The organism is Saccharothrix tamanrassetensis (genome assembly GCF_014203665.1).
In the GTDB taxonomy this organism is placed as follows: Bacteria; Actinomycetota; Actinomycetes; order Mycobacteriales; family Pseudonocardiaceae; genus Actinosynnema; species Actinosynnema tamanrassetense.
The window spans coordinates 469,529-482,761 of record NZ_JACHJN010000005.1; the positions used below are offsets into that span (position 1 = coordinate 469,529).

The following is a 13,233-nucleotide window of genomic DNA, read 5'->3' on the forward strand; positions in this document are numbered from 1 at the left end:
GCCACCACGCACCCTTCAACCGGAAGCCGAGGAGTGGACCACTGTGACCATCACGGGCATGGACGTCGTTCCGACGCCGGCAGAACGGCTTCTGCGGCTGTCGCACCCGATGGGCGATCCCACGCTCGACTTGATCAGGCACGCTCTCCACTGCGTCCAGCAGGCCCTGACCTCCGTGACCGAGGCGGCTCGGAAACTGTCCGAGGAGGACGGCAGTCGGGCCGGTGCGACAGTCGAGGTCGGCACGGGGGCGGAGCAGGGCGGCGGTGGTGGGAGCGGGAACGGCCACGAGCACCGGTTGACCGGACAGGAGAGGCGGGTGCTGACGCTGATCGCCGCCGGGCTCTCCAACCGGGAAATCGCCGACGCCCTGGAGATCTCCGACAAGACGGCCAAGAACTACGTGCACACCCTGCTGGTCAAGCTCGACGTGAGCAGCAGGACGGAGGCGGCGTTCACCGCGCTCTGCGACCACCTCGTGGACCAGGACGAATGCCGCCGTGCCAGGGAGCGGAAGTGGCCCGTGACGAACGGGGGCGGCCGTCGAGGCCATGGTCGCACACCCTGACCGGGGCACGCATGAGATCCGGTCCCGGCCGCACGGCCGGACCGCAGGTCGACGGTACCGCTGCCACGGTCGACTCGCACCCACCCGTCGCCGGCGGATCGACGCCGGCCCGGCGGCCCGGGGCGACGAACATCCGACATGTCCCGGAGGACATCGATGAAACCGCGCTACACCTTCCTCTTCCCCGGACAGGGCAGTTACCTGCCCGGCCTGTTCGGGAACCTCGTCGACCACTACCCGCTGATAACGGCCACCCTGTCCACAATGGACGAAGTAGCCGCCGCGGCCGGTCGCGCCCCCGTGTCACCGATGCTCCTGGACACCGGTTCGCCGACCCTCCAGGAACTGGTCGACCAGGACCCGCCCGCGCTGCACCTGGCGATCTTCGCCGCATCGGTCACCGCCTTCCGCCTGCTCGCCGAGGAATGCGGGGTGTCACCCGATCTCCTGCTGGGGCACAGCTTCGGTGAGCTCACCGCGCTGACCGCAGCCGGTGCGCTGTCCATTGAGGATGGTGCCTACCTGGTGGCACAGCGCGACGAATCCCTGCGGCGGTCCGCCGCTCCCCGCGGCGGCCTCGTCGCGGTGAACTGCGGTGCCCGTCGGGCGCGCGCCCTGCTCGACGCGTTGGCCGAGTGGCGTTTGAGCATTGCCGCCGACAACCGACCCGACCAGGTGGTCATCTCCGGGCCGGACGAGGAGTTGGCCCGGTTGGGGGACGCCGCACGAGCCCTCGGGCTCACCGCGACCCGCCTGCGGATCCCCTTCCCGTTCCACAACCGCATCATGCTGGACGCGGCGGACGACTTCGCGGCACGGGCGGCGGACGTGCCCAAGCGCGTGCCGCGGCTGCCGGTGTACTCGTCGTTGCTCGGCAGGCACGTGGAGGACATCGCGGATGTCGAGCGGGTGATCGCCGGTCACCTCGTCATGCAGGTCCGCTTCCTGGCCGCCGCTCGGGAGGTGCACGCCGACGGCATCCGGCGGTTCGTGGAATCCGGACCGAAGGGGGTGTTGGCGGACCTGGTGGACCGGATCTTCCCGGACGCGGTAGCCGTGGCGCCGTTCCGGCAGCGGGCGGACCAGCGGGTGCTGTTGTCCGCCGTCGAGCGACTGCTGGCGGGGCGGAACGGCGATCGGGCGCCCGAGCGGATCCCCGTGACGTCGGGGAACACGCGCGCCGGAACCGTTCGAGCGCGCCCCGCCCCGGAACCGGGCCGGCGATCGGCCGAGCCCACCCCGATCCGCTCCGCTCCGGCCGTCTCCGCGCCGGCCGCGGTCCGTCCCGAGCCCACTCGGACGGCGGTGCCCGAGGAGCAGCCGACCGGAACGGGTGCGGACGGCGACACCGTGTTCGCGACGGTGCGCGGGTTGTACGCGGATCTGCTGGGATACCCGCCGGACGCGTTCCAGCCCGACGCCGACCTGGAGGCCGACCTCGGCGTCGATTCCATCAAGCAGACCGAGGCCTTCGCGCGCGCCTTGGAGCACTTCGGCCTCTCCACGTCGGAGACGAAAGTGCGGTTGACCAACTACCCGACGCTCGCGGCGGTCGCGGACCTCCTCGTGGACCTGCGCGCCGGGCGCGAGCCGGCGGGAACCGCCACGTGAACGGCCTGCCCGAAGCGGTGCGGACGATGACGGAGGAGTTCGCCGGCAGGGTGGTCCTCGTCACCGGCGGCGGCAAGGGAGTGGGGCGCGCCATCGTGCGCGAGTTCGCCGCCCGCGGCGCGCACGTGGTCATCAACTACTTCCACTCCGGACAGGCGGCGCGCACGACGCAGCAGGAGGTCACCGCCGCCGGGGGATCGAGTGAGCTGATCAGGGCCAGTGTCGCCAAACCCGACGACGTCACGGCGATGTTCGAGGCCGTGCGACAGCGCACGGGGAGGTTGGACGTGCTGGTCAACAACGCGGCACGCGGGGTCTTGGCGCCGTCGAGCACCTTGACGGATGCGGAGTGGCAGAAGGTCTTCGACGTCAACGTGCACGGTGCGCGCCGATGCGCCTGGGCGGCCTTGCCCCTGCTGTCCGAGGCCGGCGGGTCAGTGGTGAACGTGTCGTCCATCGGCGCGGGGATGGTCGTCGACAACTACGCCGTGATCGGGGTGGCCAAGGCGGCGCTGGAGGCGCTCGGCCGGTACCTCGCGGTCGAGTTCGCGCCGCGCGGTGTCCGGGTGAACACGGCGTCCGCCGGCCTGCTGGACAACCCGACGGCCGACCTGTTCCCCGGCGGCGACTCGCTGCGCGCCAACTGCGCGACCAACACGCCGTTGGGTCGCCTCGGCACGGAGGAGGAGTTGGCCGGACTGGTGACCATGTTGGCGTCTCCGCGCGCGACGTGGATCACCGGTCAGACCGTCCTGGCCGATGGCGGCCTCTCGCTCGGGCACGCGATTCTCCGGCCGGATCCGCCGCCACAGGCGTCAGCGGCGACGGCGTCAGCGACGGCGGCGTCAGCGACGGCGACGGCGGCGGCGGCGAACGGGCGGTCGGTACCCGCGCGGCTGCCACAGACTTCCGGCGGTGGTCCGGAACCTTCCGCTGTCCACAACGCCTCGTCACCGGCGCCGGTGCCGATCACGCCCGCCCGCACGTCATTGCGACGCGCGTGGAAGAGCGACGACGACGCCGTCGACGAGGCCACCGACGACAGGGGCACGGTGGCCGTGGTCGGCATGGGCATGGTCGTGCCGGGGGCCGACAGCCCGGCCGAGTTCTGGGAGCTGCTCACGAACGGCCGGCCGGTGTTCGGGCAGCCGGGGGAGCGCTTCCGGCAGGAGTCGTTCCTGTCACCCGAGCCCGGCGTGGAGGACCACGGGTACACCTTCCTCGGCGGCTACATCCGCGAGCCGCGGCTGCACCGGGAAGCCAAGGCGCGTTCGTGCGCCCACGACGTCGCGGCCCAGTGGCTGCGCCACAGCATCGCGCAGGCGTCCGAGGAAGTCGTCCTGCTGCCGGACGACCTCGTCGAGTGCTTCGTGGGCAACACCGTCGAGGGCAACCAGCACCTGGACGAATCACTACTGGTCGAAACCGCGCTCCGGCACATCGCCGAGCACTGGCCGCGGTCGCGCACGGGGTCCGGCGCGCCGGCCGACCGCTTGCGGACCCTGCTGCGCAGGCGCTACCCCTTCGCGACCGGAGCGGGCCGGAGCCACCTGTCCGACGAGGTGGTCCGTGCTGCCATCACCGATCTGCTGCCGTCCGGGTCGCCCTACCTCACGGTGGACACCGCGTGTTCGTCGGGTCTCTACGCGGTGGACCTGGGTCTCAAGAGCATCCTGTCGGGAACCTGTGACATAGCGGTGTGCGGTGGGGTGTTCACCAACACGGCCCGTTTCTCGATCATGTTCAGCGCGCTGCGCGGGCTCAGCGCCGGCGGGATGGTGCGCGTGTTCGACCAGGCCGCGGACGGCACCCTGTTCTCCGACGGCGCCGGCGCGGTCGTGCTCAAGAGCCTGCGCCGGGCGCGCCGCGACGGCGACGAGGTGCTGGCCCTGCTCGGTGGCTTCGGTGCGGCCTCCGACGGCCGCGGCAAGGCCGTCCACGCGCCCAACCCGGTGGGACAGGAAATCGCGGTTCGGCGGGCGAGGCAGGTCAACGGGATCGAGGCACCGGACGTCGACTGGATCGTCGCCCACGGGACCGGCACCGCGGTGGGCGATCGGGTCGAGCTGGGCGTCCTCGACGCCCTCGCCCCGGACGCCGGGTACCCCTGCACGTCCAACAAGTCCCTGGTCGGCCACACCGGGTGGCCCGCGGGTGTCATATCGCTGATCCACGCGGTCCTCGGGCTGCGCCACGACCGCATCCCGGCCCAGCGCCCGCTGACCGAGGCGGCCGAGGACACGCGGGGCGAACGGATCCACATCCCCCGGTCGGACCTGCCGCTGCGGAGGAGAGGTCGTGCCAGGACCGTGGGGGTGTCCGCCTTCGGGTTCGGCGGCACCGACGCCCACCTGCTGGTGCAGGACGCATCACCCCGGGAGGCCGCACCGCCCCGCTCTGCGCCGCCGCTCGATCCCGACGACGTGGTGCTGGTGGGTTGGAGCGCGCACCTCCCCGACGATCCCTCACCCGAGCGGCTGCGCGCACGGTTGGCGGCACGCGAGCCCCTCACGCCGCTCGCCGCCTTCCCGACGCCTTACCCTGCCCCGCCTGCCCGCACACTCCGGATGGCGCCTCGCACGGTCCGAACCGTCGATCGCTGCCAGCTCATGGCGCTGGCCGTGGCCGCCAGGTTCGCCGAGGAGCACGGGGCTCTCTGGCAGGGCGTGGAGAGCCGAACAGGCGTCCTGGCGGCGCACACGGGGCCGGTCGGCACCGTGGGGGCCGTCGCGATGCGGTGCTACGCGGACGACCTGCTGAGCCTGCGCGCGGAACCCGACGACCAGGTCTCCCGCACCGACCTGGAGCAGGCCGTGAAGGACTGCCTCGACCAGGTGCGCGAGGAGCGGCTACCCACCAACGAGGACACCTTGCCCGGGGTGGGCCCCAACGTCATCCCGGCGAGGCTGGCCAACCACCTCGACCTGCACGGCCCCGCGCTCACCCTGGACACCGGCACCTCCTCGACTTACACCGCGGTGCACGTGGCCTCCCGCTACCTCGCCACCCGCGAAGTCGACCTGGCGTTGGTGCTGGCGTTGAACGGCAACAGCACGCCCGAGTTCGCGGCGCTGCTCGGCCGTCCGGTCGACCACCTCGCCGAGGGCGCCTTCCTGCTGGCACTGGCCAGGAAGCGGGACGCCGCGGCGAAGGGTTGGCCAGTGCTGTGCCGGGTGACCACCGACCCCCGCCCGGAGCGGGCGCCCGCTCCCGCGCGCCCGTCCCGCGAGCGCAGCTACCTCGGCGCAGACGGCGCGGTGGGCCTGCTGTCCGCGCTGGCCGACGACCCGGACGAACCGGTCACGGTGATCGGACCGTTCCCCGGCCCGGCCGTCACGCTGCACCCGGTGGAGGAGCGGAGCGCCCGCGAAGCCGGCCGTGCCCGCCCGTCGGCAGCGGTGCGCTCGACGACCAACGGGACGACGCCGGTCGTCCCCGCGCCGCATCGCGACCCGCTGACCACGCGCCACGTTCCCCGGCTCGAACCGCAGCCGTTGCCCGGAGGACCGGGGGAACACGCCGCACTGCCCGCCGACTGCCTCGTGTTGACCGGCGAGGCGACGGCCACGGCGATCGCGGCGCCGGCGGCAGAGGCGGCAGCCACCGTCGTGGTGGTGCGGCCGGGAGACGACCCGACCACCGTGCTGGAGTCCTTGTCCCGGACCGACAACCGCTACCGGCACTTGCGCGTCTACGTCCCGTGGACGGAGGAACCGGGCATACCCGTGTCCCTGCTTTCCCTGCACGAGGCGATGTTCCTGGCCGCGCAGCGCTGCGAGAGCCGGCTGGCTGCCGGCGGATCGCTCGGCGTGCTGCTGGTGGACCCGATGCGGCGAGGAGCCCCGGGCGCCCACGCCGGGCTGTTCACCGGCTTCGTGAAGAGCCTGTCCTGGGAGCTTCCGGGGTGCGCCTGTCGTGCCGTGCTCAGCGATGAGCCGGCCGACACGTCCTGGCGCGCGCTGGAGGCGGAGTTGGGCCTGCGGGACGGGCTGCCGGTCACCACCTACCGGTCGGGAAGCAGGTACCGGGAGCGGCTGTGCCCGGCTCCGCCCACGCCTGGCCCGTTGCCGCTCCAGCCCGGAGACGTGGTGGTGGCCACCGGAGGCGCCAGGGGCATCACCGCCGCGGCGGTCGAAGGGCTGCTCGACCAGGTGCCGCTGAAGGTGTGGCTGCTGGGGTCGTCGTCGCTGTCGGACGTTCCCGCCGATCTCCTCGCCGCGGCGGACGACGATCTGCCCGGTCACCGCGCCGAATTCATCGCCGGAGGGCTGCGCGCGGAGGACGGCTCCAGCGTCGCCGAGCTGAACCGGCGGTTCGAAAGGCTGCTGCACGCCAGGGAAAGCCACCTGACGCTCACCCGCATGCGCGAGCGCTGCGGTGACGCAGCGGTGCACTACCTGACGTGCGACGTGACCGACGCCGCCGCGGTGCGGGCCGCGGTGGAGACCGTCTTCCGCCGGGACGGCAGGGTCGACCTCCTGGTCAACGGTGCCGGGCGGCACCACGCCGGAGAGTTGCGGCGCAAGAACCTGGCGGAGTTCCGCCGGATCAGGGACGTCAAGCTGCGCGGCTACCAGAACCTCAAGGAAGCGTTCTCCACCAGGGAACCCCGGCTCTGGTGCAACTTCGGGTCGGTGACGGGGTTGGTCGGCCTGCCCGGGGAGGTCGAGTACTCCTCGGCCAACGACTTCCTCGGCTGTGCGGCGACCAACGGGCACGTGGCCTCCAGGCGCGACGAGTACACCGTGGCGTGGACGGTGTGGGACGAGGTCGGCCTCGGCGGCAACGCCGTCATCCAGTCCCTCGTGACCCGCGACCAGCGGCTCACCGCGATGGGCAAGAAGGAGGGCGCGGCCCACTTCGTCGCCGAGCTGGCGCATCAGGGATCGAGGGACGCGGTGGTCACGTTCATCGGTGCCAGGGAGCGGAAGTCGTTCGCGCGGCAGTTCCCCGGTTACCTGGCGGACTCTCCGGCAGGGACGCCCGCCGGCCACTTCCTGCATGTGCCGGAGAGTCGCGACGCGGACGGGGCCACGTGGCGGCTGGTGCTCGACGAGCGTCACGAGTCGCTGCTGCGCGGCCACGTCGTGGACGGCAGACCCACCGTGCCCGGCACGATGCTGGCCGCGATCGCGGCCGAGGCGGCGCGGGCCCTGCTGCCCGGTGAGACCTTCCGGACGGTGCGCGACCTGTCCTTCTCGTCCTGGGTCCGTCCCGCGCGCGGCCGGCCGGCCGAGTTCCGGGTCACCGCCGTGGTCAACCGCTCCCGGTCGGCCGGTGCGCGACCGTCCGTGCTGGTGCGCGTCACTTCCGACATCACCACCCCACGAGGAGAGGTCCTGCGGCGGGGCCGTGAGCACTTCCGGGCGACGGTGCCCGCCGGGCCGCCGAGGACCGTGCGGGACTCGACCGCGGGTGCCGAGGGCCGCCCGGTCCGCTCGCCGTACTACCACCCGGCGTCCAGGGTCCTGCTGACCGGCCCGTTCCGGACCACCTGCGAGTGGTCGGCCGGTCCGCCGGGAGCGTCGGCGAGGTGGCGGCCCGATCCCGCGCGGATGCCCGGTGAGTTCGCGCGGTTGGCCGCGCCGAGCCTGCTGCTCGACGCTCTGGTCCGCACCCGGGCGCTGCGGCCCGTGGCGGAGGACGTGCACGAAGTGGAGGTGCCCCGCTACATCCGCCGCATCGAGTGGTGCACCGACGACAACGACCTCGACCTGGCCACGCGTCACCCGGACGGCGTCCTGCTGCGATGGGACGCGGTGACCAACGCCTTCCTCGCGAGCACTCCGGACGGAACCGTCCTGGCACGGGTGGAGGACGCGTACTCCGCGTCGATGGGAAGGGTGCGGATCACCGACGACCACGCGGCGCGGGCCGGGAACCGATGAGCCGAGCCAGGAGGGCACGACACCGTGGAATTGGATGGCAAAGTCGCCGTGGTGACCGGAGGGAGCCGAGGCATCGGCAGGCGGGTCGTGGAGCGGTTCCTCGACGCGGGCGCCTCGGTGGTGTTCAGCGGCCGGGACGAGGCGACGGGGGAGCAGGCCCGGAAGGAGCTCGACGCCGGCGACCGCGCGCTGTTCGTCGGGGGCGACGTCACCCGCAGGCAGGACGCGGAGCGCATGGTCGACGCGGCGGTCGAGCGCTTCGGCCGGCTGGACGTGCTCGTGAACAACGCCGGGGGGATGCCGGGCTTCGCGCTGGTGGGGGAGACCGACGATGCCCTCTGGCACGACACGCTCGCGGTCAACCTGCACGCCGTGTTCTACGCCACCCGCCGTGCTCTGGCCCACTTGGTGCCGCAGCGGTCAGGGCGGATCATCACGATGTCCTCCATCGAGGGGAAGCAGGCCGACCCCGGCCTCGGCGCCTATGCCACCGCGAAACACGCCGTGATCGGCTTGACCAAGGCCGTGGCGCGGGAAGTCGGACCGTTGGGCGTCACCGCCAACTGCATCTGTCCCGGGATCGTGATGACCGACATGATCCAGGACCGGGGACCGCTTGCCGCACAGGTGCTCGGCACGACGTACGACCAGGTGGTCGCCGCGTTCGTCGCCAAAGCCGCCACCGGCAGGGCGACGACCGCCGACGAGGTGGCCGCGATGGCGGTGTTGCTGGCCTCGGAGGCGGGCGCGGGGATCACCGGAGCGGCCTTGTCCGTGGACGGCGGTGCGACTTGCTCCTGACCATGGTGCCTGCGCCATGGGCCGTCAAGTTCAGGTAATTCGGTCTGTCCACACAGGACCGACGAGCGTTCCGCGTCGGTGCGACCGCAGGTGGGACCGGGAACCGGCACGGCGGGCGTCGGTCCTCAGGGGCAGGGCCGTCATAGGAACAGCGGGCAACGGCCTTGTCACGTCCTCGGCGCCGAGGTGAGCTTTGTGTTCCGTGGTTGATCGTGGTGGCACGGCGGTGATCAGTGTCCAACGCACAGAGGAGGGTGACCATGCCGGAACCGAGGGCAGGCGGGCGCACGAGGTGGCTGCGGTTCATCGCCGTGCTCTGCACGGGGTTGGCCGGCGCGGCCGTCCTGCTCGTCGGGCTGTCACAGGGGGCTCTGGCGGCGTCGTTCGCGGTGTCGGGGACGAGCTTCAAGATATCGGCCGACAAGTTGGAGGGGACGGGGTTCGTCCAGTTCGGCGGTGTGGACCAGGGCGCCGGCGCGGCGCACCCGGTCGCCGTCAGCGCCTTCCGCACCGTGGTGCTCGACAACTTCTGCCAGTCGGTGGCGTTGCGCGGCCTCCCACTGGTGGGCGACGTGACCCTGCGCATGGAATCCGGTGGACCCGGCGGCATGTCCGCGACGGACATCGTGATGGGGGTGGAGGCGCTCAGCGGCGACCTCACCCTGGTGAACCCGCAGATCGGCGTGGACGCCGGGCACGTGACGAAAGGACCGGCCGGAGTGGTCGGCCAACCCGGCGGGTTCGCCCAGCAGGCGGACAAGGCCACCATCGTCATGCCGCGCGAGGTCGCCTGGAGCGCCGCCGCGCACACACTGCGCTTGGCGAACCTGAAGATGACCCTCCACACGGGCTCCGGCGAGTGCTACTGACACGGGCGACGGCCGGGAGGTCTCGATGGGAACAGCGGTGGAGTGGACGCGCCGGACGTGGCGGCGCTTCGGGCACTGGCGGCGCGGCAGGCCGTTCGCCGCGGGCTTGGCCTTGCTGCCGGCCTCCGCTGTGATCGCGATACCGCCGTACGCCTCCTTCCGCATGGGCGACGTCGCGGTGACGATAGCGACGATCGGTGGTGTCTCGGCGCTGCTGATCGGCGCGTTGCTCGCCATCTGCGGCCTGTCGCTGTGGCTGCGGCCGCAGTTCCGGTTCGCCGCCGGCACGACGGCACTGCTGCTGTCGCTGATCGCGTTGACCACCACCAACCTCGGCGGGTTCCTGGTCGGCACGCTGCTCGGCGTGACGGGCTCCGCGCTCGCACTGGCCTGGACGGACCAGCCCCGACCGCCCCGACCGCCCCGTGAAGCCAGGTGGGCTGTGTTCCGGCGCGGCTCGGTCGTGTTCGTCGTGCTGGCGGTCGCCGTCCACACCGCGCCACTGGCGTCGTCGGACGTCACGCCCGCCCGGAGTTGGACGCTGCTGGCGGACCGGCTGAGCATGGACGGTGTGATCTACCACGGCATCGAGCCGATCGTGGTCGACGGACGTCCCATGCGCACGATGCGGTTCACCGTCGAGGAGATGCGGATCACCAGGCCGGTGCTCATCGGCGTACTCGGGAACGGGCGGGACCTCGTCATCACGACCCGGCACGAAGGCGGGGCCGCCGCCACCGGTGGCATCGAGCTGTTCGTGCTGCGCCTCGCCGGCGACCTGAACCTCCTGGACCTGGTGAAGGTTCCGGTCGACTTCACCCCCGACCGCCCACCGCCCCTGGTGCCACCGTCCGTGGTGCTGACGGACGTGACCACCGTCAACGCGCAACTGCGCGGGGGAACGCTGGCCATGAAGAACGCCCAACTGGTGCTCGGCTGAGGAGGAGGTGTCATGGGGGAACGCGTCGCGCACCCGGGTCGCCCGGCTCACGTGTCCTCTCGGGACCGCGGGCGGTGCGGTCGGATTCCCTTGGCGCAACGACCCGTTCGGCGATCGGGACAGGGCCGGGCGAGGTAGCGGGACACAGCCCGTCGAGCGAATGGGGAAGTTCGTGATGAGGAGTACCGATGCCCGGCGTTCGGCGCACGCGGTCTGGCGGTCGCCGACCGAGATGAACGCTCTGGAAACGTTGTTCTGGCGCTCGGAGAACCACCCGGGAATGCGGTCGAGCATGCTGGGCGTGCTCGTCCTCGACCGTTGCCCCGACTGGGACCGGCTGGTGGCCAGGCACGAGTGGGCCACCCGGATCGTGCCCCGGCTGCGGCACCGGGTGCTGGAGCCGCCGATGCGCCTGGGGCGTCCCTTCTGGGTCGTCGACCGCACCTTCGACGTGCGCAACCACCTGCGGCGGGTTCGCCTGCCCACCCCAGGGACGACCCGTCAGCTGCTCGACTTCGCCCAGACCGCCGCCACCGCCGCCCTCGCTCCGGAACGCCCGTTGTGGGAGGTGACCCTGGTGGAGGGCCTCGACGACGGTTTCGACGGCAAGGCGGCCTACCTGCTGAAGGTGCACCACAGCATCAGCGACGGCATCGGAGTCGCCCAGCTGATCACCGTTCTGACGGACTCCCCGGCCGAGCACGACGCCGATCCGCTGCTCCCACCCGCCCCGCGACCCGGCCCCCGTTCGGCGACCGCGCTGCTGGCAGGACGCCTCGGCCGGCAGTTCACCCGCCCTGTCCTGGCGGCGGCACGCGCGGGAAGGCGGGCGCGCGTGCCGCCGCCTGTCCGCCCGCGCCGTTGGTCGCCGCCCTCGGCACACCGGATCACCCAGTGGGTGGCCGCGTTCGCCCGCGCGACACTGGTGCCACCGGCGCCCGCGTCGCCGCTGCTCCGAGAGCGCAGCCGGGCGGTGCACTTCGACGCCGTGGACATCCCCGTGCGTTCGTTGAGGGAGGCGGGCAAGGCGGGGGGCGGCACGATGAACGACGCGTTCGTAGCCGGTCTCATGGGAGGTTTCGAGCGGTACCACCACAGGTTCGGGCTCAGCCTGGAGTCCGTTCCGCTGCTCGTGCCGATCAGTGTGCGCACGCGACACGACCTCCCCGCGGGCAACAGGTTGGCCAGTACTCGGTTGGCCATACCGGTGGCGGGTCTGGACGCCGCCGAACGCGTCGCGGAAGTCCACCGGCGGATCGCGGCGGTGCGCAGCCGGACGACGCTGCAGGCGCTGGACGCGCTCAGCAGACCGATCACCCCGTTCCCGGGGCCGCTGATCCGGTTCGTCTTCACCCAGATGTTCCGCGGCAACGACTTGATCGCCACCAACTTCCCGGGAGTGCAGGCCGAGCTGCGGTTGGCGGGTGCCAGGGTCCTCCGGGCCTCACCTTTCGCGCCCCTGCTGAGAGGGGCGACGAGCATCGCGCTGACGACGTACCGGGACACCTGCCGGATCGGGATCACCCTCGACACCGGCGCGTTCACCGAGCCGGACGTGTTCGTCGCCTGTCTCCGGGAGAGCTTCGCGGAGATCGTCGCCCTGGCACCCGGACGCACCGCCTCGCCGATGACCGCCTGAGCCCGTCCGAGCCCGCCCGTGGCTGCCACCTCCCCACGGTGATCCGCTTCGAAGGAGCGACATGTCGTCCACTCCCGACCTGTTCGACCTGACCGGCAAGACGGCGCTCGTCACGGGAGCCTCCAGGGGGATCGGCAGAGCCGTCGCGCTCGGCTTGGCCGCGGCCGGCGCCGACGTCGCGGTGCTCGCCAGGACCACGACCCGGCTGGAGGAACTCGCCGGCCGGATCGAGCGGCAGGGCCGCCGCGCGCTCGTCCTCACCTGCGACGTCGGTGACGGCGAGCAGGTCGGACGGGCGGCCACCACCACGCTGGCCGAGTTCGGCGGGCTGGACATCGTCGTCAACAACGCCGGGGGCGCCGGGCACGCGGGCCCCTTCCTCGACCTGGAGTTCGACGACTGGCTGCACGTCCTCCGCCTGAACCTGGAATCGACGATCCACGTCTGCCGCGCGTTCGGCAGGCACCTGGTCGAGCGGGGTGGCGGCTCGGTGATCAACATGTCGTCCGTCGCCGGCATGGCGGGCATGCCCATGCTCGCCCACTACGCCGTGGCCAAGGCCGCCGTCATCTCTCTGACGCGGACGCTCGCCGCGGAGTGGGCGTCGGCGGGCGTGCGGGTGAACGCTGTGGCCCCCGGCTGGGTCAGGACCGATCTGACCACCGCGTTCTTCGCCGATCCGGCGGTCAGCGACGGGCTGAGGGCGGCCGTGCCCTCCCGTGCTTTCGGCAACCCGGAGGACGTCGTCGGCGCAGCGGTCTACCTGGCCGGCGACGCCTCGCGCATGGTCACCGGGAGCTGCCTGGTCGCCGACGGCGGCACGACGTGCTTCGTCGGCGGACCCCAGATGCTCGACCTCCTCGGCTACGGCCGCATCCCCGTCTGAACCGCCGGCACCGAAGTCCGAAGGGATACCC

At 72.1% G+C, this 13,233-nt stretch carries 8 protein-coding genes; all 8 read left to right on the forward strand.

Annotated features, from left to right (window positions below; all coding sequences use genetic code 11):
- Nucleotides 1-58: 58 nt before the first annotated feature.
- The 8 genes from FHS29_RS18530 to FHS29_RS18565 all read left to right on the forward strand — a co-directional run bounded on the left by FHS29_RS18530 (nucleotide 59) and on the right by FHS29_RS18565 (nucleotide 13,202).
- A complete protein-coding gene (locus FHS29_RS18530; RefSeq protein ID WP_184691987.1) occupies nucleotides 59-568 on the forward strand; it encodes a helix-turn-helix transcriptional regulator in 510 nt (169 codons plus the stop codon).
- Between the two features lie 156 nt (nucleotides 569-724).
- The gene (locus tag FHS29_RS18535; RefSeq protein WP_184691989.1) at nucleotides 725-2,179 is read left to right on the forward strand and encodes an acyltransferase domain-containing protein; all 1,455 of its coding nucleotides are present in this window, start codon (nucleotides 725-727) and stop codon (nucleotides 2,177-2,179) included.
- A gap of 26 nt (nucleotides 2,180-2,205) precedes the next feature.
- Nucleotides 2,206-8,067: an SDR family oxidoreductase gene (locus FHS29_RS18540; RefSeq protein WP_184691991.1), complete on the forward strand. Its 5,862-nt coding sequence runs from the start codon at nucleotides 2,206-2,208 to the stop codon at nucleotides 8,065-8,067.
- Nucleotides 8,068-8,118: 51 nt separating this feature from the next.
- Nucleotides 8,119-8,868, forward strand: a complete 750-nt coding sequence (locus FHS29_RS18545) for an SDR family NAD(P)-dependent oxidoreductase (protein WP_221456216.1) — start codon at nucleotides 8,119-8,121, stop codon at nucleotides 8,866-8,868.
- Between the two features lie 260 nt (nucleotides 8,869-9,128).
- Nucleotides 9,129-9,737 carry a DUF6230 family protein gene (locus tag FHS29_RS18550; RefSeq protein ID WP_184691995.1) on the forward strand — a complete coding sequence of 203 codons (609 nt, stop codon included), beginning with the start codon at nucleotides 9,129-9,131 and terminating at the stop codon, nucleotides 9,735-9,737.
- Between the two features lie 25 nt (nucleotides 9,738-9,762).
- Nucleotides 9,763-10,677, forward strand: a complete 915-nt coding sequence (locus FHS29_RS18555; protein ID WP_184691997.1) for a DUF6114 domain-containing protein — start codon at nucleotides 9,763-9,765, stop codon at nucleotides 10,675-10,677.
- 175 nt (nucleotides 10,678-10,852) lie between these two features.
- The gene (locus tag FHS29_RS18560) at nucleotides 10,853-12,316 is read left to right on the forward strand and encodes a wax ester/triacylglycerol synthase domain-containing protein (RefSeq protein ID WP_184691999.1); all 1,464 of its coding nucleotides are present in this window, start codon (nucleotides 10,853-10,855) and stop codon (nucleotides 12,314-12,316) included.
- Nucleotides 12,317-12,377: 61 nt separating this feature from the next.
- Nucleotides 12,378-13,202, forward strand: a complete 825-nt coding sequence (locus tag FHS29_RS18565; RefSeq protein ID WP_184692001.1) for an SDR family NAD(P)-dependent oxidoreductase — start codon at nucleotides 12,378-12,380, stop codon at nucleotides 13,200-13,202.
- Nucleotides 13,203-13,233: the final 31 nt, after the last annotated feature.